18 protein-coding genes are annotated in these 23,933 nt (G+C 72.1%); 12 read left to right on the top strand and 6 right to left on the bottom strand.

Annotation, left to right across the window (positions count from 1 at the left end; all coding sequences use genetic code 11):
• Positions 1-31: 31 nt before the first annotated feature.
• A complete protein-coding gene (gene clpB / locus AB0J66_RS32050) occupies positions 32-2,626 on the bottom strand; it encodes an ATP-dependent chaperone ClpB (protein WP_364668575.1) in 2,595 nt (864 codons plus the stop codon).
• Positions 2,627-2,741: 115 nt separating this feature from the next.
• Here clpB and AB0J66_RS32045 point away from each other — a divergent pair, with 115 nt between their 5' ends.
• The 4 genes from AB0J66_RS32045 to AB0J66_RS32030 all read left to right on the top strand — a co-directional run bounded on the left by AB0J66_RS32045 (position 2,742) and on the right by AB0J66_RS32030 (position 6,203).
• Positions 2,742-3,941, top strand: a complete 1,200-nt coding sequence (locus AB0J66_RS32045; RefSeq protein WP_364668572.1) for a sugar efflux transporter — start codon at positions 2,742-2,744, stop codon at positions 3,939-3,941.
• Between the two features lie 2 nt (positions 3,942-3,943).
• The gene (locus AB0J66_RS32040; protein ID WP_364668570.1) at positions 3,944-4,441 is read left to right on the top strand and encodes a cation:proton antiporter regulatory subunit; all 498 of its coding nucleotides are present in this window, start codon (positions 3,944-3,946) and stop codon (positions 4,439-4,441) included.
• Between the two features lie 9 nt (positions 4,442-4,450).
• Positions 4,451-5,653: a cation:proton antiporter gene (locus AB0J66_RS32035; protein ID WP_364668567.1), complete on the top strand. Its 1,203-nt coding sequence runs from the start codon at positions 4,451-4,453 to the stop codon at positions 5,651-5,653.
• A gap of 103 nt (positions 5,654-5,756) precedes the next feature.
• A complete protein-coding gene (locus AB0J66_RS32030; protein WP_364668565.1) occupies positions 5,757-6,203 on the top strand; it encodes a hypothetical protein in 447 nt (148 codons plus the stop codon).
• A 31-nt stretch (positions 6,204-6,234) separates the two neighbouring features.
• On the opposite strand, the gene AB0J66_RS32025 is transcribed toward AB0J66_RS32030, so the two are convergent.
• From AB0J66_RS32025 to dnaK, 4 genes are all read right to left on the bottom strand, one after another.
• Positions 6,235-6,669: a MerR family transcriptional regulator gene (locus AB0J66_RS32025; protein WP_364668563.1), complete on the bottom strand. Its 435-nt coding sequence runs from the start codon at positions 6,667-6,669 to the stop codon at positions 6,235-6,237.
• 20 nt (positions 6,670-6,689) lie between these two features.
• Complete coding sequence (gene dnaJ / locus AB0J66_RS32020) at positions 6,690-7,892, bottom strand: molecular chaperone DnaJ (protein ID WP_364668560.1); 1,203 nt, start codon at positions 7,890-7,892, stop codon at positions 6,690-6,692.
• A 68-nt stretch (positions 7,893-7,960) separates the two neighbouring features.
• Entirely contained in the window at positions 7,961-8,602 is a 642-nt protein-coding gene (gene grpE / locus AB0J66_RS32015) for a nucleotide exchange factor GrpE (RefSeq protein WP_364668558.1), read from the bottom strand.
• The gene (dnaK, locus tag AB0J66_RS32010) at positions 8,599-10,494 is read right to left on the bottom strand and encodes a molecular chaperone DnaK (protein ID WP_364668555.1); all 1,896 of its coding nucleotides are present in this window, start codon (positions 10,492-10,494) and stop codon (positions 8,599-8,601) included. The genes grpE and dnaK overlap by 4 nt, the downstream gene beginning before the upstream one ends.
• Positions 10,495-11,038: 544 nt before the next feature.
• Here dnaK and AB0J66_RS32005 point away from each other — a divergent pair.
• From AB0J66_RS32005 to AB0J66_RS31995, 3 genes are read left to right on the top strand one after another with little or no spacing between them, the layout of a single operon-like run.
• Positions 11,039-12,676 carry a GTPase domain-containing protein gene (locus AB0J66_RS32005; RefSeq protein WP_364668743.1) on the top strand — a complete coding sequence of 546 codons (1,638 nt, stop codon included), beginning with the start codon at positions 11,039-11,041 and terminating at the stop codon, positions 12,674-12,676.
• Positions 12,673-14,355, top strand: a complete 1,683-nt coding sequence (locus tag AB0J66_RS32000; protein WP_364668552.1) for a GTPase — start codon at positions 12,673-12,675, stop codon at positions 14,353-14,355. Before AB0J66_RS32005 ends, AB0J66_RS32000 begins: the two co-directional genes overlap by 4 nt.
• A 34-nt stretch (positions 14,356-14,389) precedes the next feature.
• Positions 14,390-15,601, top strand: a complete 1,212-nt coding sequence (locus AB0J66_RS31995) for a hypothetical protein (protein ID WP_364668549.1) — start codon at positions 14,390-14,392, stop codon at positions 15,599-15,601.
• Here the strand turns inward: AB0J66_RS31995 and AB0J66_RS31990 are convergent.
• Positions 15,598-16,746, bottom strand: coding sequence for a hypothetical protein (locus AB0J66_RS31990; RefSeq protein ID WP_364668547.1), 1,149 nt, complete (start codon positions 16,744-16,746; stop codon positions 15,598-15,600). The genes AB0J66_RS31995 and AB0J66_RS31990 overlap by 4 nt on opposite strands.
• 503 nt (positions 16,747-17,249) lie before the next feature.
• On the opposite strand from AB0J66_RS31990, the gene pdhA reads away from it, so the two are divergent.
• The 5 genes from pdhA to AB0J66_RS31965 form a co-directional block, all read left to right on the top strand.
• Entirely contained in the window at positions 17,250-18,389 is a 1,140-nt protein-coding gene (gene pdhA, locus AB0J66_RS31985; protein ID WP_364668545.1) for a pyruvate dehydrogenase (acetyl-transferring) E1 component subunit alpha, read from the top strand.
• Positions 18,386-19,375: an alpha-ketoacid dehydrogenase subunit beta gene (locus AB0J66_RS31980; RefSeq protein WP_364668740.1), complete on the top strand. Its 990-nt coding sequence runs from the start codon at positions 18,386-18,388 to the stop codon at positions 19,373-19,375. The genes pdhA and AB0J66_RS31980 overlap by 4 nt, the downstream gene beginning before the upstream one ends.
• Before the next feature lie 5 nt (positions 19,376-19,380).
• Positions 19,381-20,802 (top strand): dihydrolipoamide acetyltransferase family protein, encoded by a 1,422-nt coding sequence (locus AB0J66_RS31975; RefSeq protein WP_364668737.1) that lies wholly within the window; start codon positions 19,381-19,383, stop codon positions 20,800-20,802.
• Between the two features lie 174 nt (positions 20,803-20,976).
• Positions 20,977-21,114: a hypothetical protein gene (locus tag AB0J66_RS31970; RefSeq protein ID WP_179855508.1), complete on the top strand. Its 138-nt coding sequence runs from the start codon at positions 20,977-20,979 to the stop codon at positions 21,112-21,114.
• A gap of 324 nt (positions 21,115-21,438) precedes the next feature.
• Positions 21,439-23,933: hypothetical protein (locus tag AB0J66_RS31965; protein ID WP_364668543.1), on the top strand; the 2,495-nt coding region annotated here is incomplete at its 3' end.

Below are 23,933 nucleotides of genomic sequence, written 5' to 3'. Positions count from 1 at the left end.
GCCCCGGGCAGTTGCCCGGGGCTCGTTTCTTTCAGAGGCCGCGGGTGACCGTCAGCCCGTCGCCCGACGGATCGAGGTCGACCACGACCTTGTCCCCGTCGCGGATCTCCCCGGCCAGCAGCGCCTTGGCCAGCGAGTCGCCGATCGCCGACTGCACGAGCCGGCGCAACGGCCGCGCGCCGTAGATCGGGTCGTACCCGTGCTCGCCCAGCCACTCGACCGCGCCGGTCGTGACGTCGAGCGTCAGCCGCCGGTCGGCCAGCCGGGTCCGCAGCCGGCTCAGCTGGATGTCGACGATCGCGGCCAGGTCGTTCTTGGTCAGCGCGTGGAACACCACGATGTCGTCGAGCCGGTTGAGGAACTCGGGCTTGAAGTGCGCCCGCACGACCGCGAGGACCTCGTCCCGCCGCTCCTCGTCGCCCATCGTGAAGTCGGCCACCTGCGAGCCGAGGTTCGAGGTGAGCACCAGGATCGCGTTGCGGAAGTCGACCGTACGGCCCTGGCCGTCGGTGAGCCGCCCGTCGTCGAGCACCTGCAGCAGCACGTCAAAGACGTCCGGGTGGGCCTTCTCCACTTCGTCGAGCAGGACCACGCTGTACGGGCGCCGGCGCACCGCCTCGGTTAGCTGGCCGCCCTCCTCGTACCCGACGTAGCCGGGCGGGGCGCCGACGAGCCGGGCCACCGAGTGCTTCTCTCCGTACTCGCTCATGTCGATGCGGACCATGGCCCGCTCGTCGTCGAACAGGAACCCGGCCAGCGCCTTGGCCAGCTCGGTCTTGCCGACACCGGTCGGGCCGAGGAACAGGAAGCTGCCGGTCGGGCGGTCGGGGTCGGCGATGCCGGCCCGGGAGCGGCGGACGGCGCCGGCCACCGCGGCCACGGCCTCGGTCTGGCCGACCACCTTGGCCCGCAGCGACTCCTCCATGCGCAGGAGCTTGGCCGTCTCGCCCTCCATCATGCGGCCGGCCGGGATGCCGGTCCACGAGGAGATCACCTCGGCGATGTCGTCGGCGCCGACCTCCTCCTTGACCATCGGCGGCTCGGCCTTGGCCTCCTGCTCGTCGGCCTCGGAGGCCGCCCGCAGCTCCTTTTCCAGGGCCGGGATCACCTCGTAGAGCAGCCGCGACGCCTCGAGCAGGTTGCCGTCGCGCTGCGCCCGCTCCTGCGACGCCTTGGTCTCGTCGAGCCTCTTCTTCAGCTCGCCGACGAGGTTGAGGCCGCCGCGCTCGCGCTCCCACCGGGCGTTGAGGGCGGTCAGCTCCTCCTCGCGGTCGGCCAGGTCGCGCTCGAGCCGGCCCAGCCGGTCACGGGAGGCCGGGTCGGTCTCCTTCTCCAGGGCCAGCTTCTCGACGCGCATGCGGTCGACCTGGCGCTGGAGCTGGTCGAGCTCGACCGGCCGGGAGTCGATCTCCATGCGGAGCCGGGAGGCGGCCTCGTCGATCAGGTCGATCGCCTTGTCGGGCAGGAACCGGTCGCTGATGTAGCGGTCGGACAGCGAAGCCGCGGCGACCAGGGCGGCGTCGGTGATCTGCACCCGGTGGTGGGCCTCGTAACGGCCCTTGAGCCCGCGCAGGATGCCGATCGTGTCCTCGACCGTGGGCTCGCCGACCACGACCGGCTGGAAGCGCCGCTCCAGGGCCGGGTCCTTCTCGATGTGCTCGCGGTACTCGTCGAGGGTGGTCGCGCCGACCATCCGCAGCTCGCCGCGGGCCAGCATCGGCTTGAGCATGTTGCCGGCGTCCATCGAGCCCTCGCCCTTGCCGGCGCCGACGACCGTGTGCAGCTCGTCGAGGAAGGTGACGACCTGGCCGTTGGAGTTGCGGATCTCCTCCAGAACGCTCTTGAGGCGCTCCTCGAACTGGCCGCGGTACTGCGCGCCGGCCACCATGGCGCCCAGGTCGAGCGAGACCAGCTTCTTGTCGCGCAGCGTCTCGGGCACATCGCCGGCCACGATGCGCTGGGCCAGGCCCTCGACGATCGCGGTCTTGCCGACGCCAGGCTCGCCGATCAGCACCGGGTTGTTCTTGGTGCGGCGGGAGAGCACCTGCACGACGCGGCGGATCTCGGCGTCACGGCCGATGACCGGGTCGATCTTGCCGTCACGGGCCTGCGCGGTCAGGTCGACGCTGTACTTCTCCAGCGCCTTGTAGGTGGACTCCGGGTCGTTGGTGGTGACCCGGCGCTCGCCCCCGCGGACCTGCGGGAACGCGGCGACCAGGGCCTCCTCGGTGGCGCCGGCGTCCTTGAGGGCGCGCCCGACGGCGCCGCCGACGCGGGCCAGGCCGGCCAACAGGTGCTCGGTCGACACGTACTCGTCGCCCAGCGGCTGGGCGATCAGCTCGGCCTCGCCGATCGCGTTGACGAACTCGCGGGACAGACTCGGCTCGGCCGTGCTGGCACCACGGGCGGAGGGCAACTGCTCGATCGCGCGCACGGCCACGCGGCGTACATCCGCGGGGTTGGCCCCGACGGCGCGCAGGAGAGCCGGCGCGGTCGAGCCGCCGGTGTCGAGAAGAGAAAGCAGCATGTGCCACGGCTCGACGGTGGCGTGCCCGCGCCGACCGGCGTCGGCGACCGCCCCCGTGATGACATCGCGGCTCTTGGTGGTGAGGCGTTCGGCGTTCATGCGCTCCCCTGAAGAGAAACTTGAGCGTGCTGCGCTCAACTCTAGCGCGCGCCGCAAGTGATCGTCACCACGAGCCCTGAATAACATCCCACCAGTCGTTGTAGCGTTACACCACGTGTCGAGACGCCTCTTACCGCTTGCTCTGATCTTCGTAGCGGTCGGCCTCTCGACCTCGTTCGTCGGTCCCTACCTGGCGCTGTTCCTCAGCGACGCCGTGCACGCGGGCCCAGTCCGGACCACGGCCTTCCTGATCGCCGCCCCGGTCGCCGGCGTTCTCGTGTCCTGGCTGATCGGCCGCGTCTCGGACCGCCGCCCGATCCGGCGCAAGCTGCTCATCACCGCCGCGCTGGCCGGCCTCGCGGGCACCGCCCTCACCGCCGTGGTCCGCGACTACTGGCTTCTGCTCGCGCTCACCGTGACCCTCACGGCCCTGGCCGGCTCACTCTTCCCACAATCCTTCGCGTACGCCCGTCAGGTGCTCCAAACCGGGGATCCCACAAGGGCCGCCCTCGGCATCAGCACGCTGCGCACGCTGTTCTCCGTCGCCTGGGTCGGCGGGCCGCCGCTGGCCGCGCTCGTGCTCGCCGGGCACGGCTTCGGCTGGACGTACGGGGTCGCCGCGATCATGTACGCGATCACCGCGCTGATCGTGATCCGCTGGCTGCCCGAGGCCGGCCGGCCCGCGACCGGTGGCCCGCAAGATCTGCCGGACGCGGTCGCGCCGGTCCCGCCCCGATCCACGCTGGTCCTGATCGTCGCCGGCTTCACGGTCGTGCAGACCGCGGGCACGCTGGCGGTGCAGGCGATGCCGCTCTACGTCAGCACCGACCTGGGCGGGTCGGTCCGCTCGGCCGGCCTGATCCTCGGCCTCTGCGCCGCCTTGGAGATCCCGCTCATGCTCGGCTTCGGCGTGCTCACCACCCGGATGCCGTCGCGGACGCTGATCCTGATCGGGGTGGGCTGCGCGATCGCCTACCACGCCGTCGCGGCGAGCGCGGGCTCGATCTGGGTGCTCGCGGCCGCCCAGCCGCTCAACACCGCCGCCATCGCCGCGATCAGCGGGCTCGGCATCTCGTACATGCAGGACCTGATGCCGGGTCACCCGGGCCGGGCCACCACGATGATCACCAACACGTTCACGACCGGGCAGATCCTGGCCGCCCCGGCCTTCGGCCTGGCCCAGGCGTACGGCTTCCGGCTCGCCTACGTCCTCAACCTCGGCCTCTGCGCCGTCGGCCTGATCCTGCTGATCAGCGCCCGCCGCGCCCGGGCCGCGACGCCCGAGCCGCAGGCCACAACGCTGTTACCGTTGTGATCGTGCGAGTACGGGTGGAACAGACTCCTCTGCCGGGTATAGGTGTCCGACACGACCTGGTCACGTCCTCGGGACGGACGGTCGGCGTGGTGTCACACCGCAACGGCCGGCGTGATCTGGTCCTCTACGACGTCGACGACCCGGACGCCTGCCTGGCCTCCATCCCGCTGACCGACGACGAGGCCGAGGCCCTGGCCGACGTGCTGGGCGCCTCCCTCATGCTGGGCCAGCTGGCCGGTCTCCGGCAGCAGGCGGCCGGCCTGCTCACCGAGCAGATCGGGCTGGGCGCCGGCTCGCCGTTCGTCGGCCGCAAGCTCGGCGACACCCGGGCCCGTACCCGCACCGGCGCCTCCATCGTCGCGGTCATGCGTGACCGTGAGGTGATCGCGTCGCCCGGCCCGTCCTTCGTCTTCGAGCCGAACGACGTGGTCGTGACCGTCGGCACCCGCGAGGGCCTGGACGGCGTGACCGCCATCCTGGCCGGCGACGACGACGGCTAAGGCCAGGGCGTGCACGACACCACGATCCTGCTCATCGAGGTAGGAGCGCTGCTCTTCGCGCTCGGAATGCTCGGCCGGCTCGGTCGCCGGATCGGGCTGTCCCCGATCCCGCTCTACCTGCTGGCCGGCCTCGCCTTCGGGCACGGCGGCCTGGTGCCGCTCTCCGCCAGCGAGGAGTTCATCGAGGTCGGCGCGGCCATCGGCGTCATCCTGCTGCTGGTCATGCTGGGCCTGGAGTACTCGGCGGGCGAGCTCGTCGGCAACCTGCGCGCGGCCGCGCCCGCCGGCGTGATCGACGCGCTGCTCAACGCCCTGCCCGGGGCCGGCTTCGCGCTGCTGATGGGCTGGGACTGGCGGGCCGCGCTGGTGCTGGCCGGCATCACCTGGGTCTCGTCCTCCGGCGTGATCGCCAAGGTGCTCGGCGACCTGGGGCGCCTCGGTAACCGCGAGACCCCGGTCATCCTGTCCGTGCTGGTCATCGAGGACCTGGCCATGGCCTTCTACCTGCCCCTGGTCACGGCCGTGCTGGCCGGCGTGGGCCTGATCGGCGGGGCCAAGGCGCTGGGCGTCGCGGTGGTCACGGTGATCGCGGTCCTGGTCGTCGCCATCCGGTACGGCAAGCAGATCAGCACCCTGATCTCGGCCCAGGACGCGGAGGCGCTGCTGCTCGGCGTGCTCGGCCTGACCCTGTTCGTGGCCGGCGTGGCCGAGGAGCTCAAGGTCTCCAGCGCGGTCGGCGCGTTCCTGGTCGGCATCGCCATCTCCGGGCCGGTGGCCCACCACGCGACGCAGATGCTGTCGCCGCTGCGCGACCTGTTCGCCGCGGTCTTCTTCGTCTTCTTCGGGCTCTCGACCGATCCGGCCGAGATCCCGCCGGTGCTGCTGCCCGCGCTCGGCCTGGCCGTGCTGACCATGGGGACCAAGGTGGTCACCGGCTATCTGGCGGCCAAACGGGTGGGCATCGCCGTGCCCGGCCGGCTGCGGGCCGGCCTGGCCCTGATGCCGCGGGGCGAGTTCTCGATCGTCATCGCCGGCCTGGCCGTGTCCTCCGGCGTCGAGCCGCGGCTCGCACCGCTGGCCACGGCGTACGTATTGATCACCGTGGTTACCGGGCCGCTTCTCGCGCGCCTGCCCGATTACCAGTGGTTCAAGAATTTTGTCCGCCGCCGAACACGCCCTCAGCAGGCCCCGGTGCTCAAAGCTACTGACTAGTATCCGATTGTGACGCCGTGCCACTTCCGTAGGACATGACCGGCGCGCTACCGTTCCGCTCCGACAACTACGTGTTATCGGGACTTTCTCATCAGGCGGCGGCGTGACAGTGCGTGAGTCGACTTTCTTCGGGTTCGCCAACCCGGTCGATCCTCGGCCGGAGGAGCTGCAGGCGTGGGCCTATCATCCCGACGCCGTCCCTCTCAACGCCATGCCGGCCGACTGGGACCTGCTCATATCGGGCGACGTGCTCGCACCGGTCCTGTTCGAGCTGGCCATGGACAGACAGTGCCCGGCCCGCCGGTTCGCGCAGCACTGCCTTTACATCTACGCCGCCGACGGCGTCCGGCAGAACGCGACCGGCCAGCGCAAGCGCCGTCTCAAGAAGTTCGTGGAGCGGGCCGACGAGGTCGGCGACGAGCCGATGCAGATCTGGGCGCACAACTGCCGCGTGCTGCTGAGCCGGCCCGAGATCTTCGATTACAGCGACTGGATCGAGGGCGGCCTGGTCCGGTACCCGCGGCGCCTGGGTCTTTACAACCGGCGCTGAGGCGGCCCTGTCACCGGGCCGCCTTTCGCGATTACCTGTCCGACGCCCGGCGCGGGCGCCACACCACCAACGCCGTCGACGGCCGCTCCTGGCGGACCAGGTCACGACGGCCGTACGGGCTCTCGATCTGGGCGATCCGGTCGTACGCGGCGGCGAGCTCCTGCTCCAGCTCCTGCACCCGCTGCTGCAGGTCGCCGACGAGCTGCTCGAGCCCGATGATCCGCTTGATCCCGGCCAGGTTGACGCCGTCCTCCTGGCTGAGCCGCTGCACCTCGCGCAGCAGGGCGACGTCGCGCTCGCTGTACCGGCGACCACCGCCGCCGGCCCGGCCGGGCTGCACCAGGCCGAGCCGGTCGTACTGCCGCAGGGTCTGCGGGTGCATGCCGGCCAGGCGGGCCGCGACCGAGATGATCAGGACCTTCGCGTCGGAGGCCTGCTCGACCGAGATGCTGATCTCCTCATGCATGTGCCACCTCCTTCACGGTCCTAACTGCCCTTGCGCACCCGCGCCTCGAGCCGCTCCCGCCCGGCGGGCGGGGTCAGCTTGGCGAAGCGCTCGAGCGCGTCCCGGGCTTCCCCGGTGACCTCGGCGGGCACCTGCACGTCGACGGTGACGATGAGGTCCCCGGGCGGTCCGGCCTTGCGAGCCACGCCCTTGCCCCGGGCTCGCAGCTTGCGTCCGCTCGGCGTGCCGGGCGGCACTCTCATGGTGACGGGCCCGTCCAGAGTCGGCACCCGGAGATCGGTCCCGAGAACCGCCTCGGCGATGCTGATCGGCACCGTCAGGGTGAGGTCGTCCCCGGTCCGGCCGAAGATTTCGTCCGGCCGCACCATGACCTGTACGTAGAGGTCGCCCGCGGGCCCGCCGCGGTCGCCCGGCTCGCCCCGGCCGCTGAGCCGGATGCGCTGGCCGTCGGCCACGCCCGCCGGGAAGCGGACGTTGATCGTGCGGGCCTTGGTGACCCCGCCCGTGCCGCGGCACTCCGGGCACTTCTCGTCGACGATCGTTCCCGCGCCCTGGCACTCGCGGCACGGCTCGGAGAAGCTGAACGACCCCTGGTTGCGCGAGATCAGGCCGCTGCCCGCGCACTGCGGACAGGTCCGCGGTGACGTGCCCGGCTTGGCCCCGCTGCCGTGACAGGTGTCGCACTCGCCGGCCGAGCGCAGCGTCAGCGGCAGCGTCGTGCCCCGGACGGCCTGGGCGAAGTCGAGCGTCACCTCGGTCTCGACATCACGGCCGCGGCGCGGTCCTCGTCGGGCGGCGCCACCACCAGGCCCACCGCCCGAGAATATCGAGCTGAATATGTCCGAGAAGCCGGCGCCGCCGAACCGGCGGTCACCGGGGGCGCCGCCGCCACCGGCCGCGCCCGCGTTGCTGAACCCGCCGAACAGGTCGGACGGGTCGAACTGACCGCCGCCACCGGAGCGGGCGCCCCGGCGGAACGCGCCCGAGCCGAACAGCGAGCGCATCTCGTCGTACTCTTTGCGCTTCTTGTCGTCCGAGAGCACGTCGTACGCCTCGGAAGCGGCCTTGAACTTCTCCTCCGCCTCCTTGTTACCGGGGTTGCGGTCGGGATGCAGATCCCGGGCGAGTTTCCGGTAGGCCTTCTTGATCTCGTCGGTCGGAGCGGACTTGGGCACGCCGAGAACGGCATAGAAGTCCTTTTCGAGCCAGTCCTTCGAGCTCATCTCGTCCACCCCCTCCTACGGGCAGGTCCCGCCCACCGCGGCGCGGTGGGCGGGACGAACATGTGAGATCACTCCGGGTCGGCGACCGCGACCAGAGCCGGTCGCAGCAGCCGCTCGCCGAGCGTGTAGCCCCGGCGCATGACCTCGACGCAGGTCGGCTCCGTGACGTCCGGGGACGTCTGGTGCGCGACCGCCTCGTGGCGGTTCGGGTCGAACGCGTCGCCCTTGTCGCCGAAGGCGGCCAGCCCCAGCTTGCCGGTCGCCGCGATCAGCGACTCGGCCACCGAGGCGAACGGGCCGGCCAGGTCGCCGTGCTCCCGGGCCCGATCGATGTCGTCCAGCACCGGCAACAGGGCCGTGAGCACGGAGCCCGTGGTCTGCTCGGCCGCGGCGCCCCGGTCGCGGTCGACCCGCTTGCGGTAGTTGGCGTACTCCGCGGTCACGCGCTGCAGGTCGTGGGTCCGCTCCTCCAGGTCGTTCCGCAGGGCCTCCAGCTCGGCGCCGAGGCCGGGCTTGGTCTCCTCCGGCTCGGCGGCCGCGTCGGCGGCCGCCGGCTCCGGAGTCTCCTCGGCGTCGTCGGCCCGGTGGGCGCCGACCGAAGCCGTGCCCTTGGCCGAGCCCTTCTCGCCCTTCGGATCGATCTTGCGGCGGTCCCGGATGACGACCCGCTCGGTCGCCTGACCGTCGTTCTCGTCGTCCGCGGCACTCACTTCTTGTCGTCCTCCACGATCTCGGCGTCCACGACGTCGTCGGGGCCGCCCGCCGAAGAACCGGCCGTCGGGCCGGCCGAACCGGTCGCGGCGCCACCCGGCGCGCCACCGGGAGCACCCGGCGCGTCGCCCGCCCCGGCGGCCGCCTGAGCGGCGTCACCCTGCGAGTAGAGCGCCGAGCCGGCCTCCTGCGAGACCTGCGACAGGTGCTCGTGAGCGGCCTTGATCTTGTCGATGTCGTTGCCGCCCAGCGCGCCGCGCAGCTCGCCCAGCGCCTCACCGATCTTGGTCTTGCTGTCCTCGGGCAGCTTGTCGCCGCTCTCGGCCAGGAACTTCTCGGTCTGCCACTGCAGCTGCTCGGCCAGGTTGCGGGTCTCCGCGTCCTCGCGGCGCTTCTTGTCCTCGTCCGCGTGGTCCTGGGCGTCGCGCATCATGCGCTCGATGTCGTCCTTCGGCAGCGCGGAGCCGCCGGTGATCGTCATCTTCTGCTCCTTGCCCGTGCCCAGGTCCTTGGCGGACACGTGCACGATGCCGTTCGCGTCGATGTCGAAGGAGACCTCGATCTGCGGGACGCCGCGGGGCGCCGGGGCGATGCCGCTGAGCTCGAAGGTGCCGAGCTTCTTGTTGTACGCGGCCATCTCGCGCTCGCCCTGGAAGACCTGGATCAGCACGGAGGGCTGGTTGTCCTCGGCCGTCGTGTAGACCTCGGAGCGGTGCGCCGGGATGGTGGTGTTGCGCTCCACCAGCTTGTGCATGATGCCGCCCTTGGTCTCGATGCCCAGCGAGAGCGGGGTGACATCGAGCAGCAGGACGTCCTTGACCTCGCCCTTGAGCACACCGGCCTGCAGGGCGGCGCCGACGGCGACGACCTCGTCCGGGTTGACGCCCTTGTTGGCGTCGCGGCCGGTCATGCTCTTGACCAGCTCGGCCACGGCCGGCATGCGCGTCGAGCCGCCGACCAGGATGACGTGGTCGATGTCGGAGAGCTTGACGTCGGCGTCCTTGATCGCGGACTCGAACGGGCCCTTGCAGCGGTCGAGCAGGTCCTGCGTCATGCGCTGGAACTCGGCGCGCGACAGGGACATGTCGAGGTGCAGCGGGCCGTCCGGGCCGGCCGTGATGTACGGCAGGTTGATGCTGGTGGTGGTCGCGGCGGACAGCTCGATCTTCGCCTTCTCGGCGGCCTCGCGCAGACGCTGCAGGGCCATCTTGTCCGAGCCGAGATCGATGCCGTGCTCACCGCGGAACGTCTTGACCAGGTGGTCGATGATCCGCTGGTCCCAGTCGTCACCACCCAGGTGGTTGTCACCGGAGGTCGACTTCACCTCGATGACGCCGTCGCCCAGCTCGAGCAGGGAGACGTCGAAGGTGCCGCCGCCGAGGTCGAAGACCAGGACGGTCTGCTCCTTGGAGCCCTTGTCGAGCCCGTACGCCAGGGCGGCGGCGGTGGGCTCGTTGACGATCCGCAGGACGTTGAGGCCGGCGATCTCGCCCGCCTCCTTGGTGGCCTGGCGCTGCGCGTCGTTGAAGTACGCCGGCACGGTGATGACCGCGTCGGTGACCGTCTCACCGAGGTACGCCTCGGAGTCGCGCTTCAGCTTCATCAGGACCCGCGCCGAGATCTCCTGCGGGGTGTACTTCTTGCCGTCGATGTCGATCGACCAGTTGGTGCCGACCTCCCGCTTGACCGAGCGGATGGTCCGGTCCGGGTTCGTCACCGCCTGGCGCTTGGCGACCTCACCCACGAGCACCTCGCCGTTGCGGGCGAAGGCGACGATGGACGGGGTCGTCCGGGAGCCCTCCGCGTTGGCGATGACGGTGGGCTCGCCTCCTTCCAGAACGCTGACGCAGGAGTTCGTGGTGCCGAGGTCGATGCCGACCGCACGTGCCATGGTGTTCCTCGCTTCTTACAGAGCTCGGTTCGGTACAAAGGTTGAGTGGAACCGACTCAATGATGCCACGGGTGCGCCCAACGTCAAATCGAAGTTGAGTCTTAGAGGCGCAAGTACGATGCTGCCACAGCCGCGCCAGCACTTCGGTAGATACCTGTCCGGTCACGGCATACCGGTACCTGTTGTTCTGTCTGCATAGATCGGGCACTCTTTACCCGTGACGACGCACGGAGAGGCGGTCGGTCCGTCGGCCCTGTCCGCCGCGCCCGGCGCCACGCTCCCAACCTCCAGCCCGGCCGATAAAACCCAGGTCAGCGCGGGTAAAGCCGAGTCCGTGGACCACTCTGATCGTACGGAAACCGTCGTGTCCCGTCAGCCACATCCGGATCCCGGCGCTTCGGAGCCCGAGGTGCCCCAGGAGCCCGAGGCCCCGGCCGCGCTCGAGCCGCAGCCGGCCGCCGAGCTGCCGCCGGCCGTGGCGAAGCTCGCACAAGCGCTGTCCCGGTTGCGCGCCGCGATCGACACCGCGGCGTACCCGTTGGTCATGCCCTCGGCCCAGGACGCGCAGCGGGTCGGCGCGGCCCTGGTCGCCCAGCTCGACGACTACCTGCTGCCCCGCCTGGCCCGGCTCGACGCGCCGCTGCTGGTGGTCGTCGGCGGTTCCACCGGGGCCGGCAAGTCGACCCTGGTCAACAGCCTCGTCCGGGCTCCGGTCAGCGCGGCCGGGGTGCTGCGGCCGACCACCCGTTCCCCGGTGCTGGTGAGCAACCCGGGCGACCAGCCCTGGTTCCAGCAGGGCCAGCTCCTGCCGGGCCTGGTGCGCACCCGCGAGTCGAGCACCGACCCGCGCACCCTGCAGCTGGTCTCGGCCCCCGGGCTCGGCGCCGGCCTGGCCTTCCTCGACGCGCCCGACATCGACTCGGTCGTCGACCTCAACCGCAAGCTCGCCGCCCAGCTGCTCGCGGCGGCCGACCTGTGGCTGTTCGTCACGACGGCCGCGCGTTACGCCGACGCCGTGCCGTGGGAGCTGCTGACCACCGCGCGTCTGCGCGGCACGGTCATCGCGCTGGTCCTCGACCGTGTGCCGCCCGAGGCGGCCGGCGAGATCGCGACCCACCTGAGCGACATGCTGGCGGTCCGCGAGCTGGGCGGCGCCCCGCTGTTCGTGCTGCCCGAGACCCGGCTCGACGGTCAGGGCCTGATCCCGGAGGACGTCATCCGGCCCCTGCACGACTGGTTCGGCCAGCTCGCGGCCGACGCGACCGCGCGCGGCGCGGTCGTGCGGCAGACGCTCGACGGCGCGCTGACCGCGCTCGGGCCGGCCGTCGAGGGCCTGGCCGAGGCGGCCGAGGAGCAGACCCGGGCCGCCAAGGCGCTCAACGACCGGGTCGAGGCGGCCTACCGCAACGCCCGGCAGACGATGACCGACGGGCTGCGCGACGGCCGGCTGCTGCGCGGCGAGGTGCTGGCCCGCTGGCAGGAGTTCGTCGGCACGGGCGAGTTCCTCAAGACGCTGGAGAACAAGGTCGGGCAGCTGCGCGACAAGCTGGTCTCGGCGCTCACCGGCCGCCCGCTGCCCGGCCGCAACCTCCAGTCCGCGCTGGAGTCCCAGCTGGTCACGCTGCTGCGCGCGATCGCGGCGGACGCGGCCGAGCAGGCGTACGCGGCCTGGCAGGCCCACCCGGCCGGGGCGGCCCTGCTCGAGCCCGGCCTGCAGCGGACGTCGGCCGATCTGCCGGCCAAGGCCGAACGCCTGGTCCGCGACTGGCAGGAATGGGTGCTCGGCCTGGTCCGCACCGAGGGCGGCGAGAAGAGAGTGGTCGCCCGCGGCGCCGCGTACGCGGTGAACGGCGCCGGCCTGGCCGTGATGATCGCCGTCTTCACCTCGACCGCGTTCATCCCGACCGGGCTCGAGGTCGCCACGGGCGCCGCCACCACCGTCGCCGCACAGAAGGTGCTCGAGGCGATCTTCGGCGACCAGGCCATCCGGACCCTCGCCACCCAGGCCCGGGAAGACCTGATGCTGCGGGTCGGCGAGCTCCTCGACGCCGAGGCCGCCCGCTACAGCGACCGCCTCACCGCGGCCGGGCTCGCGACCGACCCCGGCGGCGAGCTGCGGCTGGCCGCGACCGAGGTGGAAAATGCCCGTGCCGAGTTGGCATTGACCCGGAGCACGTCATGAGCCTGGTGGAGAAGGTGCGAGGCGCACACAGCGCGGACGACGGCCGCATCGACCCCGACCGGCTGGTCCAGCGGCTCGAGGCGCTGGGCCGGTTCGTCCGCCTGGTCGATCCCTACCTGCCCGACAACGAGCTGGTCGCGGCGCACACGCTGATCGAGCGGGCCGGCAACCGGCTGGAGCTGTCCCGCGACCACACCGTGGTGGCGCTGGCCGGCAGCACCGGCAGCGGCAAGTCCAGCCTGTTCAACGCCCTGGCCCGGCTCAAGTTGTCGCCGGTCGGGGTGCGCCGCCCGACCACCGGCGTCGCCCACGCCTGCGTGTGGGGCCCGCTGGAGCCGGCCAACCGGCTCCTCGACTGGGTCGGCGTGCTGCCGCGGCACCGCTTCATCCGGGAGAGCGCGCTGGACGGCGACGACGAGGTCGCCCTGCGCGGCCTGGTCCTGCTCGACCTGCCCGACTTCGACTCCGTCGAGCGTGGACACCGTCTCGAGGTGGACCGGCTGCTCGGCCTCGTCGACCAGATCGTCTGGGTCGTCGACCCCCAGAAATACGGCGACCGGATCCTCCACCAGGCCTATCTGTCGCAGTTCCGCTCGCACGCGGACGTGACGGTCGTAGTGCTCAACCAGGCCGACCGGCTGTCCACGCAGGACACCGAGCTGGTGCTGACCGACCTGAAGCGCCTGCTCGTCGATGACGGCCTCGGCTCGGCCCCGGTGCTGGCCACCTCGGCCAAGCAGCCCGGCATGCTGGCCGAGCTGCGCGGCGCCCTGGAGACCACGGTCGCGAGCAAGCAGGCCGCGCTGCGCCGGGTGGCGGCCGACGTCGACGCGGTCAGCCAGCCCCTGATGGCGATGATCGGGCCCCCCGCGGCCGAGGACGAGGTCGACCGGGCCACCGTCCGCCAGCTCACCGAGGCCCTCGCGGCCTCGGCCGGCGTGGGCGCGGCGGCCGACGCCGCGGCCGCGGCCTACCGGCATCGCGCGGCCGCCGCGACCGGCTGGCCGCTCGTGCGGGGCCTGCGCAGACTCCGGCCCGACCCGCTCAAGCGGCTGCATCTCGACACAGCCCCCGAGAGCGACGCGGTCTCCACCGACATCGTGCCCCGCACGTCCCTGCCCGAGGCGGACGCGGCCCAGAAGTCCGCGGTCGGCCTCTCGGTGCGGGCGGTCGCCAACCGTGCGGCGGCCCCGCTGCCCGAGGTGTGGACCCCGGCCCTGAACAACGCGGCCCGCTCCCGGGCGGCCGACCTGCCGGACGCGCTGGACCGCGCGGTCGGCCAGACCAAGCTCGGCCCGGACCGGACACCACTGTGGTGGCGGGTCGTCGGCGGCCTGCAGTTGCTCCTGGTCGCGGCGGCCATCGTCGGGCTCGGCTGGTTGCTGGCCGGCTACGGCGTACGGGTGCTCGGCCTGCCGCCGCTCGACAATCCGAAGCTCGGCGTGGTGCCGATGCCGACAGTGCTGCTGCTCGGTGGCCTCCTACTGGGCATTCTGCTGTGGCTGCTGCTCAAGCCGATCGTCGAGTGGGGATCACGGCGCGCCCGGAGAAAGGCCGAGCAACGATTGCGCCAGTCGATCACCGAGGTCGGCCGGGAGTACGTGGTGGCGCCGGTCCGTGAGGTGCTCAACGCCTACGCACAGGCGCGTGAAGCTCTCACCGCGGTGCGATCTGAATAGCCCCAGTGGCGCCGGTCACGGGTACGCTCGCGAGATGCCGGCACCTCAGACTCCGTACGAGGCGGTCCTGCACGCGGCCCGCGACGTGGCGAAACTCGACTGCGCGCTGGATGCCGAGATGCTGGGCACCGCCCTGCTCGGCAGCGTCTACTCGGTGGCGGTCGAGGACCGCGCCACCGCCGTGCGCGAGTTCGTCACCGGCTTCCTGGCCTCCACCGTCCGCCGGCGCACGGCCGCCGCGACCACGATCCGCGAGGTCTTCGCGGCCCTGGTGCCCGACGCCGAGGGGGCCGACCAGGTGCGGCGCGGGGCCCAGGCGCCGTCGTGGGTGGCCCAGCTGGGGCGCGTGCGCCCGACCGGGTGCTACGCCTACGGCGACGTCTACGGCGATCAGACGTCCTATCTGGTCACCTACGCCTACGACGACGTCGACGAGGGCGGCCCCGAGCACGCCGTCGTCGCCCTGGTCGACCACAACATCGGCATCACCAAGGACATCTTCGTCGGCTCCTCGGCCGAGCGGATCCTCACCCAGGTCCGCCAGATGTGCGCCGAGGACGACCTGACCTGGTTCCGCGAGGAGGATCCGGGGCGGCTGCGGGGCGAGGTCAGCCGCCACCTCGAGATCACCGACGGGCTGGGCGACCTGCCCTCCGAGGGCTCGCTCGCCACCGACCGGGCGCTCGCCGCGGCCCGGCTGGCGCTGCTGCCCACGGCCTCCACGCCGGCGCTGGCCGAGCCGCCCTCGGTGGCCGGTCACGATCTGGTGCGCGACTTCCTCGCCTCGGCCGAGGCGGCCCGCTTCGGCCTCGACCGGGTGACCGCCGACGACGAGCTGGCCTCGCTGCACTTCTGCATCAGCCTGATCCTCGACCACGCGGCGAGCCTGCCCGAGCCCGATCCGCTGCGCTGGAGCCCGGCCGTGGCCGGCCTGTTCCTGCTCGACTGGGTGCACCGGCGCGCGGTGCTCGACATGGACGACGCGGCGATGCTGCCGCGGGTGGCCCGCGCCTGGTCGGCCTATGCGACCCGCCGCCGGGACCTGCCCGAGACCGCGGCCACCCAGACCGACGAGGTCGTCGAGGAGATGATCCCGGAGTTCGCCCGGCTCTACGCGACGGGTGAGCGGCGCAGCCCGGCCACCGCGGCGGTGGCCCAGCTGATCTCCGAGGGCGTCGACCCGAACGACACCGACGCGATCGACGCCTGGCTCGAGGCCAACCGCCACCGCCTCGACGGGGCCTAGTGCCAGGTCGATTGTTCGGCGGCGTGGTGGCGGCCGACGCGGGAGCTGCGCCGCTGCTCAGGGGTCTGGTCGTCGGCGTGGTGCAGGCTGCCGGCCCGGTGGGCGCCCCGGTAGGAGCGGTTCGCGATCTGGTTCTCCTCGGTCCGCGACTCGGGGATCCGGCCGTGGTAGCCGCCGGTGTTGGCGTAGCTGCGCTCGAGGATGCGAGTCGCGCGGATGTTGTGCGGGCGTTCGGACACTGCTGACCTCCGATGACGGTTGGTCTTCTTCTCGGCGGACCGCTCGCAGCGGCGTTCGTCGGGGACTTCGGGCAACCCCGGCACGTACGGCTTTTCCGGTTCCTCGCCGTCCGAATCGTCCGAGTCACTCGAATGGTCCGAATAATCAGAATAATCCGAATCGTCGGATTCGTCGCCGGCGTCACGGCCCGACGGCGCATCGTCGGCGGGCTCCTCGACCGGCGCGGGCTCCTCGACCGGCGCAGGCTTCTCGGCCGGCGCGGGCTCCTCGGCCGCCGGCGGGACCTCGAGCTCCGGCTCCTCCGGCTCACCGGGCACGGACGGCAGACCCGGCACGGATGGAATCCGCGCACCGGCCGGGCGCTCGGCACGGGCCGGGCGCTCGTCACGGCCGGGGCTCTTCGGCCGGGCCGGCCGCGGGCGCTCGGCGCGCGGCCGCGACGGCGACTCCACCGAGGGCAGCCCCGGCACGCGCGGCATCCCCGGCAGCGCGGCGAACGGCTCCCGCATCCCGGCCTGCCCGAGCAGCAGTCCGAGCCGCTTCGCCGCGTCCGCGGCCCGCTCGGCCCCCTGGGCCGCCGGCGACCCGCCGGGCTCCCCCGGCTCCGCGTCGGGCGCCGGGCCGGCCGAGGCCGTGGCCGACGGCGAGACCGAGACCGGCCCCGGCAACGTCGGCGGCAGCACCGGAACGTCCATAGTGTCGGTCCGGTCGCCGTTGATCTCGTTCGTCCCGGCCGTGATCGCGGCCAGGGTCGGCAGCGAGGCCAGACCGACCAGAAGCGCCACGATCAGCACATACCGGCGAGTGGGACCGGAGAAGCCGGTGTCGGCCCGGTAGACGCCGTTGAGCCGCTTCCGCATCACCTTCATCGGCGGCACGAGGTCGTCGTCGCGCTGGTCCGGCACGTCCGGTCTCCTCCTGGCGGTCGGTGGGCGGGGCGGGCGGTGACCGGCGAGCGGCGGGTCACGACCTGCTCATTGGCGTGTCACGAGCAGCCCGGCGGGGCGAGAGCTGGAATGATCAACTTTGATTCGTCCCGGTTATCGGAGTGAACGACGCATAGGCATATCGGCAGCGGCGGAATCGGCCCGTTCGTACGGTAGTGACCGTACGAAAACCACTTAATAGGACAAATACGGGCACCGATGTGACCGGCAAATTTCCCAGTTGTGATCAGCCTGACCTGTAACGGGGCTCACGTTCTCTGTCAGGATGGGGGCGACGGCACCGCCGCCGTCGCTTCGCTGATCCAGCGGGGCGAGGTGGCTGCCGTCACTCCCCGGCGGGGTCTCGGCCCGCGCCGAAACGCTGCGCGGCAACCTCACCCGGGCCAGGCGCGGCGACCGAGGCGGTTCGCCGCGTGGACGGGCAACACCCGCCGCGGCGCTGACACGAACAGGGAGACACGATGGCGAACGGCGAAAGCGACGTCGGGGTAGACGCCCCGGCAGGCGGCTTCGTCCAACTGCTCACCCCCGCGGGCGAGCGCGTCGACAGCGTCACGACGGCGGACGGTACGACCTATTCCGTCGACTTCACCGACGAGCAATACCAAGATCTCTACCGTGACCTGGTCACGGTCCGCCGGCTCGACGGCGAGGCCCTCGCGCTCCAGCGGCAGGGCGAGCTCGGCCTCTGGGCCAGCCTGCTGGGCCAGGAGGCGGCCCAGGTCGGCTCCGGGCGGGCCCTGCGCCCGCAGGACATGGCCTTCCCGACCTACCGCGAGCACGGCGTCCTCTACACCCGCGGGATCGACCCGATCATGCCATTCGGCTTGTTCCGCGGCGTCGACCAGGGTGGCTGGGACGCCAACGAGCACAAGTTCAACGGCTACACGGTCGTGATCGGGGCCCAGACCCTGCACGCCACCGGTTACGCGATGGGCGTGACCATGGACGGCAAGACCGGCAGCCCCGACGGCGAGGCCGTGATCGCGTACTTCGGCGACGGCGCCACCAGCCAGGGCGAGGTCAACGAGTCGTTCGTCTGGTCCGGTGTCTTCAACGCGCCGATCGTCTTCTTCTGCCAGAACAACCAGTACGCGATCTCGGAGCCGCTCGAGCGCCAGACCCGCATCCCGCTCTACCGCCGGGCCGCGGGCTTCGGCTTCCCGGGCGTCCGCATCGACGGCAACGACGTGCTGGCCAGTTACGCGGTCACCCGCTCGGCGCTCGACCGGGCCCGTCAGGGCGAGGGCCCGACGCTGATCGAGGCCTACACCTACCGGATGGGCGCGCACACCAGTTCCGACGACCCGACCCGGTACCGGATCGCCAGCGAGGTCGAGTCGTGGAAGGCCAAGGACCCGATCTCCCGGCTCAAGGCCTTCCTCACCAAGCAGCAGATCGTCGACGACGCCTTCTTCGGCGAGGTCGACGAGGCGGCCAAGAAACTCGCCCTCGACCTGCGCGAGCGGGTGCTGGCGATGCCCGACCCGCAGCCGGTCACCATGTTCGACCACGTCTATCCCAACGGCTCACCCGACCTGGACGCCCAGCGCCGGCAGTTCACCGACTACCAGGCATCGTTCGAGGGGAGCGGGCACTGATGAGCGAGAACATCACCCTCGGCAAGGCGCTCAACCACGGGCTGCGGCGCTCGCTGGAGAGCGACGCCAAGGTCGTCGTCATGGGTGAGGACGTCGGCAAGCTCGGCGGCGTCTTCCGGATCACCGACGGCCTGCAGAAGGACTTCGGCGAGGACCGGGTCATCGACACCCCCCTCGCCGAGGCGGGCATCGTGGGCACCGCCGTCGGCCTCGCGATCCGCGGCTACCGGCCGGTCTGCGAGATCCAGTTCGACGGGTTCGTCTTCCCCGCGTACAACCAGATCGTCACCCAGGTGGCGAAGATGTCCTACCGCTCGCAGGGCAAGGTCAAGCTGCCCATCGTGATCCGGATCCCGTTCGCGGGCGGCATCGGCGCGGTCGAGCACCACTCCGAGTCCCCCGAGGCGTACTTCGCGCACACCCCCGGCCTCAAGGTCGTGAGCTGCTCGAACCCGGCCGACGCGTTCACGATGATCCAGCAGGCCATCGCCTCGGACGACCCGATCGTCTTCTTCGAGCCCAAGCGGCGGTACTGGGAGAAGGGCGACGTCGACCTCGACGCCGGGCTCTCCGGCGCCTACCCGCTGCACAGGTCCCGGGTGGCCCGCCCCGGTTCGGACGCGACGCTGATCGCGTACGGCCCGATGGTCCGCACGGCGCTGGACGCGGCCGCCGCCGCGGCCGAGGACGGCCGCAACCTCGAGGTCATCGACCTGCGCTCGCTCTCCCCGATCGACTACGAGCCGGTGTACGAGTCGGTGAAGCGCACCGGCCGCGCCGTCGTGGTGCACGAGGCCCCCGGCAACATCGGCCTCGGCGCCGAGATCGCGGCCCGGATCACCGAGCACTGCTTCTACTCGCTCGAGGCCCCGGTGCTGCGGGTGACCGGCTACGACATCCCGTACCCGGCGGCCCGGGTCGAGGAGGAGTACCTCCCCGACCTCGACCGGGTCCTGGACGCCGTCGACCGTTCGTTCGGCTGGTGACGCGGATGTCCCGGATCAAGGAATTTCCCCTGCCCGACCTCGGTGAGGGCCTGACCGAGGGCGAGATCCTCGCCTGGCTCGTCAAGGTCGGCGACACCATCGAGCTCAACCAGCCCATCGTCGAGGTCGAGACGGCCAAGGCGGCGGTCGAGATCCCGGCCAAGTGGGGCGGCGTGGTCGCCCGGATCTTCGTCGAGGCCGGCACGACGGTCGAGGTCGGCGCGCCGATCATCGCAATCGACACCGACCCGTCGGCCGGGCCGCTGCCCGATCTGGACGGTCCGGTGCCGTCGGCCGAGTCGCTCGCCGCCGTGCAGATCGCGCCGGCCGAGGGCGCCATCGAGCCCGGTATGGCCGGCAGCCCGGCGCCCAACGCGGGCCGCACGCCCGTCCTCGTCGGCTACGGCCCCCGGACCACGGCGGCCAAGAGGCGACCCCGCCTGGGCAGTACGCCCGTGGCGCCGCCCCCGCCCGCTCCCGTGGCGCCGGCGCCCGCTCAGGCTCCGGCTCCGGCACCGCGTGTGGCCGGGCCGGTGCTGGCCAAGCCGCCGGTCCGTAAGCTCGCCCGCGACCTCGGGGTCGACCTGGCCGCGATCACCGGGACGGGCCCGCTGGGTTCGGTCACGCGGGACGACGTACAGCAAGCCGCGTCAGCGCCGGCACCAGCCGCCACCGCGGCCCCGACGGCGACCCCCGCCGTGGCCGCGGCGGTCTTCGACGCGTCCCGCGAGCAGCGCGTGCCGATCAAGGGCGTGCGCAAGCTCACGGCGGAGAACATGGTGGCGTCGGCCTTCACGGCGCCGCACGTCACCGAGTTCCTGACGATCGATGTGACGCGGAGCATGAAGGCGCTCGAGAAGCTCAAGGGCCGGCGCGAGTTCCGCGACATCCGGGTCTCGCCGTTGCTGCTGGTGGCCAAGGCGGTGCTGCTCGCCGTCAAGCGTCACCCGATGGTCAACTCGACCTGGTCCGGCGCGACCAACGAGATCGTGGTCAAGGAGTACGTCAACCTCGGTATCGCCTCGGCCACCGAGCGTGGCCTGATCGTTCCCAACATCAAGGACGCCGGCCGGCTCACCTTGCGCGAGTTGGCTGAGGCGTTGAACACGCTGGTCCAGGTTGCAAGATCCGGCAAGACGCCTCCTTCCGACATGTCGGGCGGCACGCTGTCGATCACCAATGTCGGGGTGTTCGGGGTGGACACCGGCACGCCGATCCTGCCCCCGGGCGAGTCGGCGATCCTGGCCGTCGGGGCCATCAAGCCGATGCCCTGGGTGCACAAGGGCAAGGTCAAGCCGCGCCAGGTCACCACCCTGTCGCTCTCCTTCGACCACCGGATCATCGACGGCGAGCTGGGCTCGAAGTTCCTCCGCGACATCGGCGACTTCCTCACCGATCCGGAGGGGGCCCTGCTCTCATGGAGCTAGGCACACCGACGATGCTTAGGCAACTGGTTTTCTTGACCTACGATCGTTAGGCACGTGCTGGACGTCACCCCCTAAATCGATGGCAGCTCGTCTCGGTAGGTAGCACAATGGAGCTACCGAGACGAGCACCACGATGTGGCCGGAAGATCCCGGCACAAGGGAAGTGACTTAGCAATGAGCATCGCCGACCGCCTCCGCCGGCGCCGGATGATCAACCGCGAGAACCGTGCCATCGACCGCGCCTGGATGAGTGCCCCCACCCAGTCCATGCGCGACGAGATCGCCCTGATGGCGCAGCGCCGCAACTTCTGAGCTGACGACAACCACGGCCCGCCCGGATTCCCTCCGGACGGGCCGTTTGCATTTTCACGTCACGCTTAAAGATCTTCATTCGGTCCCCTTCCGGACGTACACCGGGATTCCTCAGGCCGCCCTCGCCCGGTACGGTTGGGCACGGTCAACGAGCCGGCTCGGCCGGTCGGCCCGGGACCGGGGCTCACGACCCGCACTTTTCCCAGTGCGCGCCCGGGGGTTCCGCACGGCCTGGCCTCAGAGCTGGGCACGGCCGCCGGCGCCCGCCGGCGGGCCGCGTCCGTGCACAAGCCCGGCACGGCCGAAATGTTTGAGGAGGCGCTCATGACGTCCGAGGGGCATTACGCCGGTTCGCGACCGGCCGAGGCCACGTCGGGCGGACCCACGTCGGACGGTTTCCCGCCGGACACCGACGGTCAGCGGGCAGCGGGCCGGGTCTCGGCCCAGCCGCCCGCCGATGGTTTCCCCAGCTCGTACGGCCCGCCTCCGCAGGCCACGCCGAACGGCGGCTCGCCGTTCGTGGTGCCCGCGGTCTCCTCCTTCGGCCCCTCCTCAGGCGGTCCCGCCTCCGGTGGCCAGTACGGCTCGGCCCGGGTGCCGCAGCCGGACGAGGGTGGCGCCCTGCCGCAGCGAGGCAGTGCCTCCCCCTACGGCTCCGTCTCGGCCGGTGAGCCGTATGCGGCTTCCGCGCCGTCGCCATCGCCGGAGCAGCCGTCGTCCGCCTGGGCGCCGCAGGTGCGCTCGACGCCCGACTCGGAGAACCAGTTCGTCCAGCGCCAGGGGGCCCCGCTGCCGCAGCGGAACGCGAACCCGGGTGGCACCGTGGACGATCTTCAAGGCTTCAACGGCTTCGCCGCCGGCCAGGCCAACCGGGGTCCCGAGTCGGCCGCTCCTGCCTCTTCCGCCTCTTATGACGGGCCCGCCTTCTCCGGTGATCCCGCTGGTGGCCCCGCCGCTTCCGGCGGTCCTTCCGCCGACGACTTCGGCCGTGGTTCCGGCTTTCCGGGCGAGCAGGCCGACCAGTCGACCGGTCGCCCGCCCGGCATCTCGGCCTTCGACAACCAGCGCGTACGCGTCCCGGGCGCGACCCTGACCGATCTGCCCGACGCCCCGCCGTCGGTGCGTCCCACCGGTGCGCCCGCCCCGGCCGCGGCCGACCCGGCCGGTGGCTTCCCGCTGCGCGGCGCCGGTGGTGGCGGCTCGGCGTTCCCGACCCGTGGTGGCGGCAGCGGCGGTTTCCCGCTGCGCGGCACGCCCGGCGCCTCCGAGCCGGAGGCCCCCGCGGCCGTTCCGCAGCAGCCGTCGCAGCCCGGCGAGCTGCCCGTCCGCACCCAGCAGCCGACGTACGGCGCCCCGGCCTCCTCGCCGGACGGTCAGCCCTCGGGCGGCTTCAGTTCCTTCGGCGGCGGCGCCTCCTCGTCCGCGCCCGCCGCGGAGGAGATCCCGCCCCACCCGTACCGGTCGGAGCCGTTCGCCGATCCGTTCGGGCGCTCGGAGTCCAACGGCCCCGCGCCCGAGCTGCCGAGCCGCAATTCCGGTGGCCCGGGCTCGTCGCTGCCCGACCCGTTCGGCCGCAACGCGCAGGAGGAGCAATCAGCCAGCGGCTCGGCCTATGGTTCGGCCAAGCCCTCCGCGCCGTTCGGGGCGCCGGCTGAGGGATCGTCCGACGCCGCGTTCGGGTCATCGCCGGCCTCGCCCGTGTACGGGTCGGCCCGGCCCGCCGAAGGCAGCGCCACCCCGTACGGCTCGGCCCGGCCGGCCTTCGGCGACAGCCCGGAGGAGAACTCCGGCGCCCAGCCCGCCACCGGCACTTACGGCTCGGCCCGCCCGTTCAGCTCGGCCAACTCTGAGGAGTCGCCCTACGGTGCTCCGGCTTCCGGGTCGCCGTACGGCGCGCCTCGGTCGGCCTCGGAGGCGCCGGCCTACGGGTCCGGCTTCGGTGAGAGCTCGCGGGACGAGGCACCGGACGACCACGCTCAGTACAGGCGTCCGGAGCCCGCTGGTGACAACGGGTATCCGCAGCGCGTGCCCGGCGCGGCCCTCGGCGCTCTGACCGGCTCCGACTCCCGCAACGGATCGGTGCCGCAGCCTCGCGACCCGTCCGAGGTGCCACCCGCCGCGGGCGGTTCCGCCTCGGTCAGCCCGGCCACCCCCGCCGGCCCGGTTTCCGGCTCGGCCGCGGCCGGCTCGGCTTCGACGGGCTCAGCTTCTGCCGGCTCTGCTTCCGCCGGTCCGGCCGCGGTGGGTTCGGCCCGCCCGGTCACGGCCAGCGCGTCGGTGCCGACGAACAGCCGCGTCGCCCCGGTCGAGGCCACCGAGCTTCCGCCGCCGCCGGCGGCCCCGCAGGCCCGGGTGTACGGACGGGCTGCCCCCACGGAGCCCGACCAGGGCGAAGCGTCCTCGGCCCCCGAGTACCAGCCGGCTGCCGACTTCAGCGAGCCGACCGGCATGTTCACCGCGGGCGCCCGGCCGGGAGAGCAGGACGAGCCGAGCACGCCCGGTGTCGCCCCGCAGTCGCCGGCCCGGGCCAGCGCCCGCGTCTCGCCGGCCGGCGCCGCCCCGGTGGCGTTCCCGACCGGCGCTCCCGCGGCGCCGCCGGAGACCGCACCCGGTGGCTCGACCTACGGCGCACCCGCCGGCGGTTCACCGTTCGGCGCCACCCCTGACCAGCCGGCCAGCGGCTCGCCCTACGGCACGCCCGCCAGCGGCTCACCGTTCGGCGCCACCCCTGACCAGCCGGCCAGCGGCTCGCCCTACGGCACGCCCGCCAGCGGCTCACCGTTCGGCGCCACCCCTGACCAGCCGGCCAGCGGCTCGCC

This window comes from Actinoplanes sp. NPDC049598 (genome assembly GCF_040675435.1).
In the GTDB taxonomy this organism is placed as follows: domain Bacteria; phylum Actinomycetota; class Actinomycetes; order Mycobacteriales; family Micromonosporaceae; genus Actinoplanes.
The sequence above is the reverse complement of the archived record's forward strand: the minus strand, read 5'-3'. Positions and strand labels throughout refer to the sequence as shown.